The organism is Thermosynechococcus sp. (assembly GCF_046299635.1).
GTDB lineage: Bacteria > Cyanobacteriota > Cyanobacteriia > Thermosynechococcales > Thermosynechococcaceae > Thermosynechococcus.
Map to the genome: position 1 here is coordinate 37,688 of NZ_JBKBHV010000004.1, position 15,210 is coordinate 52,897.

Below are 15,210 nucleotides of genomic sequence, written 5' to 3' on the forward strand. Positions count from 1 at the left end.
TTTGCCAAGGTCTAAGAGTCTTCAGGAGGCCACCAAAGGGGAAGGCTGTGTGCGCCGACTGCGCTGTAAGCCATATTCGAGGGCTTCGGCCACAGCTTGGTAGGAGGCTTCAATGATATTGGCAGAGACCCCCACCGTCGCCCAGCGATCGCGCCCATTACTAGATTCCACCAGCACCCGCGTTTTGGCTGCCGTACCGGCATAGCCATCTAAAATCCGCACCTTGTAGTCCGTCAGGTGAAACTCGGCAATCTCTGGATAGAAGGACATCAAGGCCTTGCGCAGCGCCTGATCCAAAGCCGAGACCGGACCATTGCCCTCCGCTGCCGTGAGCATCTCCTCGCCATTGACTTCGACTTTAACCGTGGCCAAGGACTGGCTGCGAATTGTTGCCTCCAGTTGACGTGAATCCGTGCGGCAAAAAACATCAAAGCCCTTGAGGGTAAAGGGGCGTTGGCGTTGTCCCAGTACCTCCTGAATCAGCAGTTCAAAGCTAGCTTCTGCCGCTTCAAATTGATAACCTTCACTTTCGAGGTACTTAATACGCTCCAAAATCGTTCGACTCAGGGGATGCTGCCGATCCAACGCTAGGCCGAGTTCACTGGTTTTGGCCAAAATATTGCTGATCCCCGCCTGTTCGGAAATTATAATGCGGCGTTGATTGCCCACCAAATGCGGCTCAATATGCTCGTAGGTACGGGGGTTGCGCTGCACAGCACTGACATGGATTCCCCCCTTGTGGGCAAAGGCCGACAGCCCCACATAGGGCGCATGCTCATCGGGGGCAAGGTTGACGATTTCACTCACATGGCGGCTGACTTCCGTCAATGTTGCCAACTGCTCCGGAGTGACACAGTCATAGCCGAGTTTCAATTGCAGATTGGGAATCAGTGTACACAGATTGGCATTGCCGCAGCGTTCGCCATAGCCGTTGATGGTTCCCTGCACCATCCGCACCCCACTTTGCACCGCCGCAAGGGCATTGGCCACCGCCGTTCCCGTGTCGTTGTGGGTGTGAATCCCCAAGCAGTCAAGGCCACCAAAGTGGGTCATTACTTCAGTAACCACCGCCTGAATTTGATGGGGCAGACACCCCCCATTGGTGTCGCAGAGCACCAGCCATTCTGCCCCGGCTGCCAAAGCAGTTTCTAGGGTCTGTAGGGCATATTCCGGATTGGCTAGGTAGCCATCAAACCAATGCTCGGCATCGTAGATGACCCGCCGTCCTTGGGACTTGAGGAACTGGATGGAGTCGGCGATCATGGCGCAGTTTTCCGCCAAGGTGGTCTTCAGACCGTCGGTGACATGGAGATCCCAAGATTTGCCAAAGAGGGTCACCCAGCGAGTACCGGCGGCTAGGATTGGCTCAAACATTGGCTCTTCTGCGGCCTTGCGGCTAGGGCGGCGAGTGGCACAAAAAGCCACAATTTCTGCCTGTTGGAGGGGGGCTTCCTGCAACTGCCAAAAAAACTGTACGTCCTTCGGATTGGCTCCCGGCCACCCCCCCTCAATAAAGGGAATTCCGAGGCGATCGAGTTGGCGGGCAATCCGCAGTTTATCTTCGACGGAAAGGGAAAGGCCTTCCCGCTGGGCGCCGTCGCGGAGGGTAGTATCGTACAGCCAGATTTTCACCGTGCTGACTCTCCCTTGGGACGCTCGTAGTCATTGGCGTAGGCTTGCAGCAGCGAACTGACTTGGCTAAAGACCTCTTTGCCGGAGGTTTTGCCAATGGCCGATCGCTCCGGATGGAATTGTGGCCGTGCCATGCTGTGGTTAATGGCCTCTTGGACTTGGGTGCGAATCAGATCCATGAGTTCCTCTTCGGCACGCTGGCGTTGGTACTGTGCTCCCTCTTCAGTTGTGGCATAGAGTGGGGGGAGGCGGTTGAGGGCGTAGGCAGCTATATCTCCCAAATCAAGGGCGCACTCTTGCTCCGCTTCGATGGCAGCAATGCGGGTAATTGCCTCTGTCAGCACCAGTTCTTCCATGACATTGATAAATTGCTTGCGGGGGACAGCCACCACTTGCCCCGTCAATAGGGCACCCATGAGGCGATCTAGGGCCATATAGTCTTCCACGGAGAGTTCTGTGGCTTTATCGCAAATGCGTCCTACTTCTGCCTCCTGCGTTGGTGTTAGGTAGCCATTGCGCAGTGCTTGTTCGACAATCTCTTGAATCCCCATACGTGTTTCCGCTGTGGTTGCTGTAGGGGCAATCCCCCACTCAAAATTTAGTATATGCTGAGGAACTGCCAAGGGTAGGAGTAATTTTGCATTTCCGCTCTGTAAGACTTATACAAATGTATACAGTCAAGTCAATTTGATTTTGCCCCGCTAGCAACAACAAGATCTCACTGTTTTTCAGGAGATAGAAGAGGCTCAAGCCCCTGAAAGCTAGGCTGGAAGAGAATTACCTCCCCGTAGGTAGCCCATATTTTGGAAAAAGGTTGTAACGATAAAAACTGTTGCAAAGAAACGCCAAATACTACGAAATCTTCATACATGTATAGCTAATAACAATTCAATTGGAGGATTTCGCCAATAAAGGCTGGATAACCAACGACTAGCTCCGCAAAGAATCGGGCACTCCAATTTGCGTCCACTTTGAGACCCGCTTACTAGGGTCAATCTTATAAGAAACTAGTATAACTGGTAAAATTGTCGTAGGAAATAATTAAAGGATAGCAGTCGCCCACGTCATTCTAACTTCTTCTTTTGCGGCCTATGGTTATTTGGTTGTTATCTTTTTTACGTAGAGTAGAGCCATGGCTGGTGCCGATTTGTTTTTGTTTTGCTTGGCTGCTGCTGGCAATCATGGCGTGGAATGTGTGGCAGTTCACACAGGATGGGTTGGCGATCGCCCGCCGTTTGCATCAAATTCCCTGTTCTCGCTGTCGTTTCTTTTCAGGAGACTATCGGCTAAAGTGTTCACTGCATCCTGATTGGGCAGCCACCGAAGCCGCTATTCAATGTCCTGACTACCATTCTGAATAAAGCACTGAAAGTACGAATTCATTCCTACAGACAGTTGCAAGAGGGATCACCTTGTTATCACAGTATCCACAATTGGTCATCTCCACAGAGGCCAGCACCTATATTGTCCCTCTTACCGAAGGCAGTTCATGGGTGATTGGTCGGGGCAAAGACTGCACAATTGTTTTGGCGGATCGCTGGGCATCCCGCCGCCATGCCATGATTCAGCGCCTTGATAATGATGATTATTACCTCATTGATTTGGGGAGTCGCAATGGTTGTGTCCTCAATGGCCAAATGATTCAGGTGCCAACCCTGCTTAAGACGGGCGATCGCTTTATTATCGGCAAAACAACCCTTGAATTTCGCACCAATGACGCTGTTTCCACCACACCTCCGGGTGCGCCTGTTGCCCTGCAACCCACTATTCTCATCATTCAACCTCCCGGCATTCAGGTACAAATTTGGCAAGAACTGCTGCGCAGTCAGGGGCTAGAAGTCATCGTTGAATCGGGGCAAATCAATAGCCGCCGCATTATTAGCGATTTTGTGACCGTGATGCAGCGCAACCCTGATCTATTGCTCCTTGACTCCCAACTGGAAACTCCAGATATTGGCAACCTCTTGAATTGGATTAAGGCAACATATCCCAAGTTGCGTAGTTTCATCATTGACCGCTATGACAACCACATTTCCCCAATGCAGCGACAATGGGCAGTAGAACATGGAGCAATGGATTGGCTCCCCGCACTACCCGATGAAAATCTCACCATGTTTGGGGCAGAAATTGCGGCCCAACTGCGGCGCATTCTCAAGCCCTTGGGGCGCACTAAGCTAGAACAGGAGAAGCTAGCGGTATCTCTGTTGAATCTACAATTGGCCACGAATGATGATTTGCCCTCCCAGTTGCTCAGTGAATATGTGAATCGTCCTCCCTTTCCCCCTCAATAGTCGGCAGTTGATCCACCTGAAAGTACTGGTGAAAGCGCTCCGTGACTTGAAGGATATAGGAGCGACTCTGGCTATCCCGCCGCCGCTGAATAAACCCAAGGGTGAGAAGTTCCTGAATGTGTTGGTAGGCACTAGAACCCCGCAGTTGGATCACATCGGCTTGGCGAATGGGTCCCCGAAAGGCAATCAGGGCTAATGTGCGCTGTGTTGCAACCCCCAATTCAACGGGAACAAGGGACTGAACCAGTTCTTGAAAGGCGGGTTTCAGTTGCAGGCTGTATCTATCGTCAATTTGGACAATTTCAAGGGCGGTTTGGCGATGGGCATAGTCATTGAGTAACTCAATCAGTGCCAGTTCAATGGCCTCAGGGTCAGTGCCGGCGAGGGTTGCTAGTTCAGCAAGGGTAAGGGGCTGCGCCTTTAGGTATAAAATTGCCTCCACCCGCATTGTTAATGCCCGCAGATCGCTGTCCCCTTGCATAGGTTATTGCCAGCGGAATAGGGCAGCTCCCCACGTTAAACCGGCACCAAAGCCGGCGGTGGCAATTAAATCTCCGGGTTGAATATGCCCCTGTTGAATTGGAGCTGTCAGAGCAAGCGGAATTGAGGCGGCGGAGGTATTGCCACACTGCCCCACATTGCTAATCACTTTCTCCTGAGGAATCCCTAAACGCTCAGCTACTGCATCCAAGATGCGTTGATTGGCCTGATGCAGCACCAGCCAGTCAATGTCGTCAACCGTACAGCCGGCGCGGTGCAGGGCTTTTTCAATGACCTCGGGGACTTGGGTGACGGCAAAGCGATAAACTTCACGGCCATTCATGGCAATGGGGGCAAATCCCCCTTGGGCGATCGCGAGATTGTCCCCTAAGGTCTGGGGCGTCCCGGCAAAGGCAAGGGTGAGATGCTCATTGAGGCGGCCATCACTGCGCAACTCAAAGCTGAGGAGCTGATCGACATCAGTTGCTTGCAAAACCATCGCGCCAGCACCATCGCCAAAAAGAATACACGTTCGGCGATCGCCCCAATCCACCCAGCGGGAGAGAATATCCCCCCCAATGACCAAGGCACTGCGGTAGGCACCGGTGCGCAAATATTGGGCCGCCGTCACCAAGGCAAAGAGAAAGCCAGAACAGGCAGCTGTTAAGTCAAAGGCGACCGCATTTACCGCACCAATGCGAGTTTGTACCAAGCAGGCGGTGCCAAAGAGATCATCAGGGGTAGAGGTGGCTAAGATGAGCAACTCCACTGCTGTGGGTTCTAGTCCCGCCATCTCTAAGGCTGCGCCTGCCGCTTCGCTAGCCAAATCCACAAGGCGTTGGTCAGGAGCCGCCACATGCCGTTCTTGAATGCCCGTACGGGACTGAATCCACTCATCAGAGGTATCCACGAGGGCACTGAGATGGGCATTGGTCAAACATTGACGGGGGGTTGCCGCGCCCACGCCGCTAAATTTAACGCCCTGCACAGTCACTAAGCCTGATCCTCAACGGCAACGGCGTGCTGGTAACAGGCCTGAATCCGTTCTGAAACACGATGATCCACCGCTTCCTTGGCTAAACGAATGGCATTAAAAATCGAGGGCGCTTGGGAACTACCGTGGCTAATGATACAGATGCCATCCACCCCCAAAAGCAGGCCACCTCCATGTTCGGCATGATCAATGCGCTGCTTAATTTTGCGGAGATTGGGACGCAGCAGCGCCGTGCCCAGTTGCCCTCGCCAGCCCCGAGGTAGCTCTTCGCGGAGAATCTGTACCAGCACACTACCTAAGGATTCAGCAAATTTGAGCAGAACGTTGCCGACAAAGCCATCACAGACCACGACATCAAATTGTCCGGATAGGACATCACGGCCTTCTGCATTGCCTAAAAAGGAAATTTGACGATTTTGCCGTAGGAGTTGATGCGCTTTTAGAGCCAGATCATTGCCTTTGCAGTCCTCTTCGCCAATGTTGAGCAAACCCACCTTGGGATCTTCTACGTCCAAGACGTACTGGCTATAGATGGAGCCCATTACCGCAAATTGCTCAAGGTATTTGGGGCGGCAGTCCACATTAGCACCGACATCGAGAACCAAAACGGATTTGCCGGGAATGAGGGTAGGTAGGACGGCACCAATAGCAGGGCGATCGATCCCCGGCAGGCGGCCTAAGCGCAATAGTGCCGCAGCCATCGCTGCCCCTGAGTGACCGGCGGAAACAACAGCATCAGCCGCCCCTGCTTTGACCAGATCCATCGCCACATTAATCGAAGCCTTGGGTTTCTTTTTCAGGGCATTCAGGGGTTCTTCCCCCATTTCCACAACATCACTGGCTTCAACAATTTGGGGCTTGGCTGTGGGGGCATGTTCATTGAGGTAGCGCTGAATGGGAACGGAATCCCCCACGAGGAGAATATCGGCATCTAATTCTTCACTGGCTCTGAGGGCACCGGCAACAATCTCATCGGGAGCATAGTCACCCCCCATGGCATCCACAGCAATCCGTGCACGAGTCATTGGCTGAACTCTTACGAGAAAATCCTTCAGAATTCTAGCAGATGACAGTCCTTTTCCTAAGAATGGCGGTCATTAAACCCTTTGGGGGTCAGTTAAGGAGCAACTTCTTTCTAGCGATGGAACCCCAGATCGGTGCCGGTGCCATTGTGCACATGGGCAAGTTGTTCATACTTGCGGGCATGCTGGCGCAGATCGGCGGCCTCAGTGTCACCCACTTCCCGCACCACTTTAGCCGGAATGCCCACTACTAAGGAGCGCGGCGGAACATCTTTGCTGACCACTGCCCCGGCACCCACAATACTGCCGGCTCCCACCCGAACGCCATTGAGAATTATGGCGCCAATGCCAATTAGGCAGCCGTCTTCAACCGTTGCCCCGTGGATAACTGCGCGATGCCCCACCGTCACTTCTGCCCCAAGGATTGTGGGTTGCCCCGGATCGCCATGGAGAATGGCGCCATCTTGCACATTGGTGTGGGCACCAATCTGAATGTACTCGACATCACCGCGCAAAACGGCACCATACCAAATGCTACAGCCCTCACCGAGACGCACATCACCCACAAGGGTGGCATTGGGGGCAACAAAGGCAGCGCGATCGCTGGCAACGGGTGGCCAAAACGCACTAGGGGCAGTAATTACCATGGTTGATCCCAAGCATCAAACATCTAAACGACAGTTTCCAAGTTGAGGGTAGGCCTGAAATTGGCTTAAGGATTGGGGGGCACCGGTGAGGGCGTGACAGCTTCGGGGGTGGGGGGTAGAGCTTCTTCTCTGGGGGGACGCCGTTCGGGCAGCGGCAGGTGGAAAAAGATCGCGGCCATGATGGCTAAGCTCGCAGCACCAATCCCCAAGGGCATCAGTTGTTTGCGCAAAGGCACGGCAGGAGCGATCGCCCGCCGGGGGAGGGAATGGAAGGTAGGGATCAGCGTGGGCAGCATTTGGCTATCGCTGCAGAGTTGATCCAGTGCCTCGATTAAGTCCGCCAGTTGCAGCCACGTGAGCTGGACTTCTAGAGTTTCCTCTGCGGCATCGTTGGTGGGTGTTTCTGAATTCTCTTCGGGGGACGCTTGCAGCAGCTTACGGGGAATATGGAGGGAGACTTGATTGGCGGCCTCGATTTCGATCTGAATCGGGTACTGGGGCGATCGCTGCAATTTGACACCACTCAACCATGTTTGCGCCGCCGCTGGCACACTATTGAGCAAAGCCACAAGGAATTCCTTACCCCCCTTGATCCGTTGATCTTTGCCGGTAATTTCCCACTCGCAAAGGGTGACAATATCCAACTGCTCTGAGCCGGCTTGACCGCTGAGTCCTTCAATTCGCAGGGTGCAATTGGGCAATGAATACTGGCGTTGCAGCAGCATTAACTCACTTCCCCGTCAAATAAACTAAACCAGAGGCGTTCCATGCCCTTTGTGCCTGCGCAGAGCAGCAGTTGTGCCAACAGCTTCAGAGCCAACTCATTGAGGACTTGGTTATTTTTGTAGAGAAAGAGGCTTGATCGCTGGAGGTTCATGCGTTTGCGAAAATGGCGGCGAAAGCGATCCAAATATTCCGCCAAGGGGGCATAGGTTTCCGGGGGCAAATTCTGTGCCTGCAATTGATCCAACATCAAAAGTAAATGCCGCAGGATAGCTGTCTGCCGCCGTGCTACTTGCACAACTACTGCGGTGAGTGCCTTTGTTTCCGCCAAGGGCAAGGGGGTACGCTGGGTAATTTGGCGAAAAGGATTTGTGCAGCGAATTTGCCAAAACACGACCCGATTGGGGATCATTACTTGCAGTTGTAGATCCCGCAGCACTTGGAGCATCAATTCAGAGGCATTCAAATCAACGCACTCTAGGGTAAGCAACAGTAAGTCCAATTGCCAACGTGCCCGCCGAGGACACACACTCACCCCTTGGGGATTGGGCAATGCTGCCAACATCGGGGGTAATAGCTCGACTTCAGGGGATTCGATTGTTGCTGGCATTGAGTTTGCCGTTTCCATACTCTCTAGAGTGCTCACTATACAGCAATGGTGACAGGACTCATGTTGAAATAGACCTAAATGATCTTAGCCGTTTCTCCGCTGACGACTGCTGCCTATCTTTATGTTGCCCGTTACGCTGATTTTTAGAAAAGCAGGCTAAACTTGAGGGGAACCACATGATTGTGAGGTTGCAATGAGTCAAGAGATCCCCCCCCCAGAAGCCTACGTGGTGCTTGGGCTGGCTCATTGTTTTGTGCAGGTGGCGGGAAAACTCCAGCCCATAGAGGTGATTGAGCCGATTCCCTCAGCGGCGTTGGAAGCATTGCTCCATGGCTTGCCCACCTCCTACAGTGAAGCCCATGCCCTCACCTATGGTCAAGCCCAAAACCCGCAGCAGGTGCAGCAGCAGTTTCCCCCCGGTGCCCATCTGTGCGATGACTATGGCGATCGCCTCGCAGCAGCCGCACGCACCTATATTGCCCGTCCCCAAAGTACCCGCCATATTTCCCTTGGTGAAACCTACCGCAACTTTAATACCTCCACAGAACGCAAGCGAGTGCTTAACTCCGAGCGCATCGTTACCGCTGCCGACAATGTCAAACAACACGCATATACCCACCAAGTCCTCTAACGAGTTGTCCTGATTCACCATAAGGAATGACCATGGTCAGTGAAGTGCAGCCCGTCCCCGCAGCATCCCTTGACGCGCCTCCAGAAAATGCGGTTGAGATTATTGAAACTGTCATTTCTAGTCTCCACCAAGGAGATGCCCCCCTCGTTGGCCAAACGGACAGTGGCAAAATTTGGATGTTTCGCTATGGCAGTGCCGAGGTCTTTGTGCAGTTGAGTGGTCACACAGAGGAGGACGTTCTCACCATTTGGTCACCGGTATTACCGTTGCCCGTAACGGATGAATTGGCACTCTATCGTAAGCTCCTGACGTTAAACTGGCTCAGCACCTTCGAGGCACACTTTGCCATTGCCGAGGAACAAGTGCAAGTGGTGACCACCCGCACCCTCAGGGGCATTACTGCCTGTGAAATTTCTCGCTTAATTACGATTGTGGCGACATTAGCTGATGACTACGATGACGCCCTCCGGGCGGAGTTCAAGGGCTAATCAGGGCTTTCATATCCCGTACGGCTTGCACCATGCCCACAAGCACAGCGCGGCTAATAATCGTGTGACCAATATTCAGTTCTTCAATGCCATCAAGGCGGGCGATCGCCCCCACATTGGTGTAGGTCAGTCCATGACCGGCATTCACCCGCAACCCTAAGGATTTAGCGCGCTGTACCCCCTCGGCCAAAACGGTCAATTCCTGCTGTTGGGCGGCTTCTCCCCTAGCTTCGGCATAGCGCCCCGTGTGCAGTTCGATAAACTGAGCTGTGGTTTTGGCGGCGGCTTCTAGTTGGGCAGGATCGGCATCAATAAATAAACTCACGGGAATCCCCGCTTCTTGCAGGGTTTGTACCACTTCGGTCAAGGGAGCCTGCTGAGCCACCACATCTAGACCCCCTTCGGTCGTGACTTCCTCGCGTCGCTCAGGCACCAAGGTCACATAATCTGGCCGAATCTCAAGGGCAATCGCCACCATTTCGAGGGTGGCCGCCATCTCTAGGTTCAAATGGGTGCGTACCGTTTGCCGCAGCAGGCGCACATCCCGCTCTTGAATATGGCGCCGATCTTCGCGCAGATGTACCGTAATGCCATCGGCACCCCCCAGTTCTGCCAAAACGGCGGCAGCGACGGGATCCGGTTCAACCGTGCGCCGAGCTTGGCGAATCGTTGCCACATGGTCAATGTTGACCCCTAAGGTAGGCATGATGATTCTCCCAGTACCGTCATCCATTCAGGTTATGCATCATACAACAGCGCGTTATAGAAAGGCGCAGGACAGAAAAGTTACCCCCTTGCCCTGGAGAGCCTAGGCAAAACCTTGCGTAACTACGATTAGAACTCGGTTTTCTGTACGACCACCTCCTTCAAGGGACGTTCTAGCTGGATTCAGCGTCCGAGCTTGTTAGGAATCCCCTCACAGCCACCGGGAATCGTTTCACGGGAACGGCTGCCACTCCAAGCACAGCAATAGTAGCGCTGTTCTTCCGAGAGGTTCTTGACATTGGTAAAGTTGGCATCCTCGAGCACTGCCCCCGTTTGTGCCCCCGTGCGAAAATTGGGAGGATTGAGGCGATCGCGGGGACTGGCCTGCTCGACCGTGCCATAAAATAAGCGAACACGACTCAGGTCAGCATTCGTGAGATCTGCCCCCTGCAAAATCGCCCCCGCCAGATTCGCTCGCGTCAAATTACAGTTGCGAAAGAGAGTTCCCGTGAGATTGGCATCACTCAATTCGGTCCAGCGCAAGTCTGTGCCGCTGAGGTCGGCTCCTGCCAGCATACTGCCGAGATTGATGACCCGAACGCCGTATTCGATGTCTTCTTCGTAGCCCCCTAGGCCGTCAAAAATGGGGCGACCCAGCCGGCGATCGCGCTTCAGGGGTGAGAGCAACTTTGCTCCGGATAAAAAGCGAATGATTTTGGCCTTCCCCTCGGCATCCAGTCCCCCCAAGATGGCGGCGGTGCGTCCCTCGGCGATCGCCCGCTCTGGCGGCCAATCCTCCAGTAATCCCTCATCATCAAGGATGAGATCGGCAATGCCTTGGAAATAACTGTCAATCGTTTGCTGTTGGGTAATGCGGTTTTGTTGGGTCGTCAAATCCCGCGAGATCACGTACTGTCGCCAAGCCACATAGGCCGCTAGGAGCGCCACTAAAATTTGCCCTAAGGCACCGAAACCCTCAGCAAGTGCCCCCACCGCATCCCAATTGGTGCCTTGAAACCGTCCGCGGATCCAGTCCATCGCCCCGGTCATGGCAATGAGCGCCACCCCTGTCAGACTCAGACCCAGCGAGGCCACAATAAACTGCCGTTGCTGTTCCGTCAGATCCTCTGTAAACCAGTGGTAGGTCGAAGTCCAGACCAAGGGGAAACTTAGTCCCCCTAAGGCCAAGGCAGCCACCACACCCACCGCCTTCCAATCGAGTCCCCAAGCGACTAAGACAGTGACCATGGCGATCGGCATCAACACGGAACGCAGGGACTGCCAACCCGTGCGCCAAGGATTACGAGCTGCTAACACTTTACTAAGACGCAGAGCCACCGCTGTTTGGTTTTCACGGAGGGTCATTTTGTCTTCGCCCATCAGGATTTGGCCTTAAAGGAATTAAACCAATCATACAGACCTTTTCCAAAGGGGAGAACACACTCAAAACTGCGAAAGTCGGTATTAGGTCTAGCCTGTCAATGGTTTAGAAGAGGTCTCTCGTCAGAACCTTTCTTTGTTGCATCCCGTCCCCCCTTTCTCTCCTTAGAGAAGGCTGTACAATAATTCATAAAGTTTTCAGAAAACGTTTTGGGAGGTTATGGGTATGGATTGGCGCGTCCTGATTGTCCTGTTACCTGTCCTACTGGCTGCGGGTTGGGCAGCTCGCAACATTCTGCCCTATGCAGTGAAGCAGGTTCAAAAGCTCCTGCAAAAAGCAAAAGCAGCCTAGGACTTGGACATTAGATATTTTCGTTGGGCAACTTCTCCCCAAGAGATCGGCAGGAATTTTTCCAATGATTTTACCTTGGGGAGACTTTTTTATAATGGGAAATATATTGTTAATTTTTGTAAATTGGTTTTTAGGTTACTGCCATGCCCTCCCTCGAACAGCTTGCCCATCAACTGGAAAGTCCCAATTCCCGCGATCGCCTGCTGGCGCTAGCCGCGCTACGGGATGTCCCCTCTGCGGATGCCGTACCCCTCATTAAAAAAGTCCTTTGGGACGAGAATCTCCAGATTCGCTCAATGGCCGTGTTTGCCCTTGGGGTTAAATCCACACCCGAGTGCTTTGAGATTCTGGTGCAGTTGCTCGAGAGCGAACCGGACTACGGCATTCGTGCTGATGCCGCTGGCGCTTTGGGCTATCTCGAAGATGGGCGTGCCTTTGAGCCTCTGGTGCGTGCCTTTTATGAAGACACCGATTGGCTGGTACGCTTTAGTGCCGCTGTGGCGCTGGGCAATCTTAAAGATCCCCGCGCCGTGGAGGTGTTGCGATCGGCGCTGAAAAGTGAGGAAGCCGTAATGCTGCAAGGGGCGATCGCGGCTCTAGGGGAAATTGGTGATCCCAGTGTGGTTGAGGATATTTTGCCCTTTGTGACCGCAGAGGATTGGTTGGTACGGCAACGGCTTGCTGAAGCCTTGGGCAACCTGCCTAGCCCGAAAACCCGTGCTGCCCTAGAGTACCTCGCTAAAGACGATCATCCTCACGTGGCAACGGCCGCACAGATTTCTTTGCAACGCTTGCAAGATTAATCTTCATTCTCAGGCAATGGCACGGGTCGTTGAGGCCAATCTTTTTTGCCTGCTGCGGTTTCTGCCACAAATCTCTAAACTGGAAAGGAAGGCGCGGCATCGGCAGTAACCTATCTCTATGTCTATCCCAATTAAATTTCTTCCCTACCTCGTGGCAGTGCTGATCGGGGTAATTGGTGCGATCATTCTTTCACAACTACACTTTACGCTCTGGTGGGAGTCAGACCTGCTAACCCAACCGCCGCCGATTGTCGAGGCTGAACCAGAAACGACTCCTGTAAAGCCTTTACCCACTCCCCAAGCGCCAGCCAACCCGCAACGGAATGGTCTGCGCATTAGTAATCAAACGGGCTTTCCTGTGCGTGTGGTGTTGCTTGCTGCCCGCGATCGCGCCCATCCGGATAAAAGTGCAGTTCACTGGGATTTTGCCCCCATGGAGGGCAGTATCAAGGGGCTGTTGTTAACACTGCCCGAAGGTAAGCTCACCCTCCAGCCCGGGGATATTGTTCTTGCCTTTACCCTGGATGGCTCCAAACGCTACTGGGGCCCCTATGTCATTGGTGAAAATGAGGAACTTCAGCGCGATCGCCAAACCCAAGAATGGCAGTTGATCCTGCGCCCCTAGAGAGCTGCGCCCTACGTCATTAAGACAGCCCTTTTCCTGATGGATGAGGATATGCTCAAATCAGTGAAGGCCAGCATGGGTAAGGATTGCATTCCCCTACCTGTCCCAGAAAAGGGCTGTAACATTCCTCTTTGCTGAGGTGCTGTTAAGACGGATTGACAATCTAGTGGTGAGCTTTCGCAACTGCTTTAGTACTGTGGCGATTCTCCTCTTGAGAAGTGGGGCGGGGTTGAATGACGCCATAGCCCCCATGATTGCGTTCATAGACCACGTTGATTTCTCCCGTATCGCGATTGCGGAAGACATAGAAGTCGTGATCCACCATTTCGAGGTGCTCAAGGGCTTCTTGGATTGTCATCGGCGGCATGGCAAAGTATTTCATGCGCACTACTTGTTCGGGCAGTTGCGGCGTGCGATCGCCCACCAAATCTGTCACCACTGCGGGTTCCACCACACTATTAGTGTCTTTTGCACGGGACTTGTCTTGGCGTTTTTCTTTGAGTTTACGGAGTTTGCGCGCAATTTTGTCGGCAACGAGATCAATACTGGCGTAGAGATTTTCACTGCTTTCTTCGGCACGAATCACTGAGCCATTAACAAATAGGGTCACCTCAGCGGTTTGTTGCGGAGCTGTACTGCGGTTCCGAGCTACGGAAAGATGCACATCAACTTCGTTAATTACATTTTGGAAATGACTGGTGGCTCGCTCCATTTTTTGGTTCACATAGCTGCGAATGCCATCCGTAATGTCAATGTTTTTACCGTGAATCACTAGCCTCATAGGGTTGCCTCCCCTGAGCAAAAAACAAATAAATCTAAGGCTGATCTACTTCCACCCTAACATCTTCGTATCGGGGATTACAGGGCATCCTGAGGCTCTTCACCTTTATTCGTGTTCTGTGATAATTCTTATCCTCTAGCCCTTGACAATCTGGTATCCCCTATGGAAGCTGCTCTCGGTTGGCATTGTGCCTTGGGGATCATCCCCTACCGCGATGCTTGGCATTGGCAACAGCAACTGGTAGCGGAGCGCTGTCACGATCCCACCACCCGCGATGTCTTACTGACCCTTGAGCATCCCCCCATCTATACCCTTGGCCAAGGGGCAACCACCGCCCATATTCACTTTGATCCTGTAGCCACAGGCATTGAGGTATTGCGCATTGAGCGGGGTGGCGATGTCACCTACCACTGCCCCGGCCAATTGGTGGCCTATCCGATTTTGAATTTACGCCGCCATCGTTGCGATCTCCATTGGTATCTCCACCAGTTGGAGGAAGTGGTGATTCAAACCCTAGGGCACTATGGCATTAAAGGGGAGCGCGTTGCTGGTCTTACAGGTGTTTGGGTGGAGGGATACAAGGTGGCCGCAATCGGGATCAAGGTGACCCGCTGGATTACCTTCCACGGCATTGCCCTCAATGTGGTGAACAATTTGCAGGGCTTTGGTCGCATTGTCCCCTGTGGCATTGGCGATCGCCCCGTCGGGAACCTACAGCAGTTTCGTGCCGACATTGACTTAGAGGAGGTGCGCCAGCAGTTTGTCGCTGCCTTTGGCCGTGTTTTTGCCATCGAGTTTGTCCCCAAAGCCCTTACCGATTTGCTAAAGGTCTGATCGCGGTTTTGAGGTTGACAAATTTTAATCTTTATTTCAGGAATTGGCTGTTATGAGTTGGCAACTTTTGGGGCACAATTTAAGTCTAAGTAGATTAGGATACAGGCCAACTCCCTCTCACCTGCTAGGCTAACGCTATACAAACCTCAGCTTTGTCAGTGCGAGTCGCCACCTTCATCTCCATAAAACTTTTATCTACATTCCTTCTTGCC

General features: G+C 53.1%; 19 protein-coding genes. 8 read left to right on the forward strand and 11 right to left on the reverse strand.

Features of this window, described 5'->3' with window-relative positions; translation table 11 throughout:
• Positions 1-21: 21 nt before the first annotated feature.
• Positions 22-1,632, reverse strand: coding sequence for a citramalate synthase (gene cimA, locus ACK4IR_RS02525; RefSeq protein ID WP_409872147.1), 1,611 nt, complete (start codon positions 1,630-1,632; stop codon positions 22-24).
• Positions 1,629-2,183 (reverse strand): late competence development ComFB family protein, encoded by a 555-nt coding sequence (locus tag ACK4IR_RS02530; protein ID WP_409872149.1) that lies wholly within the window; start codon positions 2,181-2,183, stop codon positions 1,629-1,631. The genes cimA and ACK4IR_RS02530 overlap by 4 nt, the downstream gene beginning before the upstream one ends.
• 588 nt (positions 2,184-2,771) lie before the next feature.
• Here ACK4IR_RS02530 and ACK4IR_RS02535 point away from each other — a divergent pair.
• Together ACK4IR_RS02535 and ACK4IR_RS02540 are read left to right on the forward strand one after the other, a co-directional pair.
• Entirely contained in the window at positions 2,772-2,993 is a 222-nt protein-coding gene (locus ACK4IR_RS02535; protein WP_409872152.1) for a hypothetical protein, read from the forward strand.
• Between the two features lie 51 nt (positions 2,994-3,044).
• Positions 3,045-3,923, forward strand: a complete 879-nt coding sequence (locus tag ACK4IR_RS02540) for an FHA domain-containing protein (RefSeq protein WP_409872154.1) — start codon at positions 3,045-3,047, stop codon at positions 3,921-3,923.
• Here the strand turns inward: ACK4IR_RS02540 and scpB are convergent.
• From scpB to ACK4IR_RS02570, 6 genes are all read right to left on the reverse strand, one after another.
• Positions 3,883-4,404 (reverse strand): SMC-Scp complex subunit ScpB, encoded by a 522-nt coding sequence (gene scpB, locus ACK4IR_RS02545; protein WP_409872156.1) that lies wholly within the window; start codon positions 4,402-4,404, stop codon positions 3,883-3,885. The two genes, ACK4IR_RS02540 and scpB, sit on opposite strands and share 41 nt — an antisense overlap.
• A gap of 3 nt (positions 4,405-4,407) precedes the next feature.
• Complete coding sequence (locus tag ACK4IR_RS02550) at positions 4,408-5,397, reverse strand: beta-ketoacyl-ACP synthase III (RefSeq protein WP_409872159.1); 990 nt, start codon at positions 5,395-5,397, stop codon at positions 4,408-4,410.
• Positions 5,397-6,422 (reverse strand): phosphate acyltransferase PlsX, encoded by a 1,026-nt coding sequence (plsX, locus tag ACK4IR_RS02555; protein ID WP_409872162.1) that lies wholly within the window; start codon positions 6,420-6,422, stop codon positions 5,397-5,399. The genes ACK4IR_RS02550 and plsX overlap by 1 nt, the downstream gene beginning before the upstream one ends.
• A gap of 110 nt (positions 6,423-6,532) precedes the next feature.
• On the reverse strand, positions 6,533-7,066 hold the full coding sequence (locus ACK4IR_RS02560) for a gamma carbonic anhydrase family protein (protein ID WP_409872165.1): 534 nt from the start codon (positions 7,064-7,066) through the stop codon (positions 6,533-6,535).
• 65 nt (positions 7,067-7,131) lie between these two features.
• Complete coding sequence (locus tag ACK4IR_RS02565) at positions 7,132-7,791, reverse strand: DUF4335 domain-containing protein (RefSeq protein ID WP_409872168.1); 660 nt, start codon at positions 7,789-7,791, stop codon at positions 7,132-7,134.
• Entirely contained in the window at positions 7,791-8,399 is a 609-nt protein-coding gene (locus ACK4IR_RS02570; RefSeq protein WP_409872169.1) for a DUF3038 domain-containing protein, read from the reverse strand. The genes ACK4IR_RS02565 and ACK4IR_RS02570 overlap by 1 nt, the downstream gene beginning before the upstream one ends.
• Positions 8,400-8,592: 193 nt before the next feature.
• Here ACK4IR_RS02570 and ACK4IR_RS02575 point away from each other — a divergent pair, with 193 nt between their 5' ends.
• Both ACK4IR_RS02575 and ACK4IR_RS02580 read left to right on the forward strand, forming a co-directional pair.
• Positions 8,593-9,030 (forward strand): hypothetical protein, encoded by a 438-nt coding sequence (locus ACK4IR_RS02575; RefSeq protein ID WP_409872172.1) that lies wholly within the window; start codon positions 8,593-8,595, stop codon positions 9,028-9,030.
• A 26-nt stretch (positions 9,031-9,056) separates the two neighbouring features.
• Entirely contained in the window at positions 9,057-9,518 is a 462-nt protein-coding gene (locus ACK4IR_RS02580) for a YbjN domain-containing protein (RefSeq protein ID WP_409872175.1), read from the forward strand.
• On the opposite strand, the gene ACK4IR_RS02585 is transcribed toward ACK4IR_RS02580, so the two are convergent.
• Together ACK4IR_RS02585 and ACK4IR_RS02590 are read right to left on the reverse strand one after the other, a co-directional pair.
• Positions 9,508-10,224, reverse strand: coding sequence for a pyridoxine 5'-phosphate synthase (locus tag ACK4IR_RS02585; RefSeq protein ID WP_409872178.1), 717 nt, complete (start codon positions 10,222-10,224; stop codon positions 9,508-9,510). The genes ACK4IR_RS02580 and ACK4IR_RS02585 overlap by 11 nt on opposite strands.
• Before the next feature lie 182 nt (positions 10,225-10,406).
• Positions 10,407-11,471, reverse strand: coding sequence for a pentapeptide repeat-containing protein (locus ACK4IR_RS02590; protein WP_409872371.1), 1,065 nt, complete (start codon positions 11,469-11,471; stop codon positions 10,407-10,409).
• A 358-nt stretch (positions 11,472-11,829) separates the two neighbouring features.
• Here ACK4IR_RS02590 and ACK4IR_RS02595 point away from each other — a divergent pair, with 358 nt between their 5' ends.
• From ACK4IR_RS02595 to ACK4IR_RS02605, 3 genes are all read left to right on the forward strand, one after another.
• Positions 11,830-11,955: a photosystem II protein Y gene (locus ACK4IR_RS02595; RefSeq protein WP_250682146.1), complete on the forward strand. Its 126-nt coding sequence runs from the start codon at positions 11,830-11,832 to the stop codon at positions 11,953-11,955.
• 143 nt (positions 11,956-12,098) lie between these two features.
• Positions 12,099-12,758, forward strand: coding sequence for a HEAT repeat domain-containing protein (locus tag ACK4IR_RS02600; protein ID WP_409872181.1), 660 nt, complete (start codon positions 12,099-12,101; stop codon positions 12,756-12,758).
• Positions 12,759-12,876: 118 nt separating this feature from the next.
• Positions 12,877-13,383 carry a hypothetical protein gene (locus tag ACK4IR_RS02605; RefSeq protein WP_409872184.1) on the forward strand — a complete coding sequence of 169 codons (507 nt, stop codon included), beginning with the start codon at positions 12,877-12,879 and terminating at the stop codon, positions 13,381-13,383.
• A 163-nt stretch (positions 13,384-13,546) separates the two neighbouring features.
• On the opposite strand, the gene hpf is transcribed toward ACK4IR_RS02605, so the two are convergent.
• On the reverse strand, positions 13,547-14,164 hold the full coding sequence (gene hpf, locus ACK4IR_RS02610; RefSeq protein ID WP_409872187.1) for a ribosome hibernation-promoting factor, HPF/YfiA family: 618 nt from the start codon (positions 14,162-14,164) through the stop codon (positions 13,547-13,549).
• A 162-nt stretch (positions 14,165-14,326) separates the two neighbouring features.
• On the opposite strand from hpf, the gene lipB reads away from it, so the two are divergent.
• A complete protein-coding gene (gene lipB / locus ACK4IR_RS02615; RefSeq protein WP_409872190.1) occupies positions 14,327-14,998 on the forward strand; it encodes a lipoyl(octanoyl) transferase LipB in 672 nt (223 codons plus the stop codon).
• Positions 14,999-15,210 lie beyond the last annotated feature (212 nt).

Bases quoted from the DNA above. Each gene is read 5' to 3' on its own strand.
- ACK4IR_RS02530 (WP_409872149.1), bottom strand. From the start codon at position 2,183: ATGGGGATTCAAGAGATTGTCGAACAAGCACTGCGCAATGGCTACCTA.
- scpB (WP_409872156.1), bottom strand. From the start codon at position 4,404: ATGCAAGGGGACAGCGATCTGCGGGCATTAACAATGCGGGTGGAGGCA.
- plsX (WP_409872162.1), bottom strand. From the start codon at position 6,422: ATGACTCGTGCACGGATTGCTGTGGATGCCATGGGGGGTGACTATGCT.
- ACK4IR_RS02560 (WP_409872165.1), bottom strand. From the start codon at position 7,066: ATGGTAATTACTGCCCCTAGTGCGTTTTGGCCACCCGTTGCCAGCGAT.
- ACK4IR_RS02565 (WP_409872168.1), bottom strand. From the start codon at position 7,791: ATGCTGCTGCAACGCCAGTATTCATTGCCCAATTGCACCCTGCGAATT.
- ACK4IR_RS02570 (WP_409872169.1), bottom strand. From the start codon at position 8,399: ATGCCAGCAACAATCGAATCCCCTGAAGTCGAGCTATTACCCCCGATG.
- ACK4IR_RS02575 (WP_409872172.1), top strand. From the start codon at position 8,593: ATGAGTCAAGAGATCCCCCCCCCAGAAGCCTACGTGGTGCTTGGGCTG.
- ACK4IR_RS02580 (WP_409872175.1), top strand. From the start codon at position 9,057: ATGACCATGGTCAGTGAAGTGCAGCCCGTCCCCGCAGCATCCCTTGAC.
- ACK4IR_RS02585 (WP_409872178.1), bottom strand. From the start codon at position 10,224: ATGCCTACCTTAGGGGTCAACATTGACCATGTGGCAACGATTCGCCAA.
- ACK4IR_RS02590 (WP_409872371.1), bottom strand. From the start codon at position 11,471: ATGGTCACTGTCTTAGTCGCTTGGGGACTCGATTGGAAGGCGGTGGGT.
- ACK4IR_RS02595 (WP_250682146.1), top strand. From the start codon at position 11,830: ATGGATTGGCGCGTCCTGATTGTCCTGTTACCTGTCCTACTGGCTGCG.
- ACK4IR_RS02600 (WP_409872181.1), top strand. From the start codon at position 12,099: ATGCCCTCCCTCGAACAGCTTGCCCATCAACTGGAAAGTCCCAATTCC.
- ACK4IR_RS02605 (WP_409872184.1), top strand. From the start codon at position 12,877: ATGTCTATCCCAATTAAATTTCTTCCCTACCTCGTGGCAGTGCTGATC.
- hpf (WP_409872187.1), bottom strand. From the start codon at position 14,164: ATGAGGCTAGTGATTCACGGTAAAAACATTGACATTACGGATGGCATT.
- lipB (WP_409872190.1), top strand. From the start codon at position 14,327: ATGGAAGCTGCTCTCGGTTGGCATTGTGCCTTGGGGATCATCCCCTAC.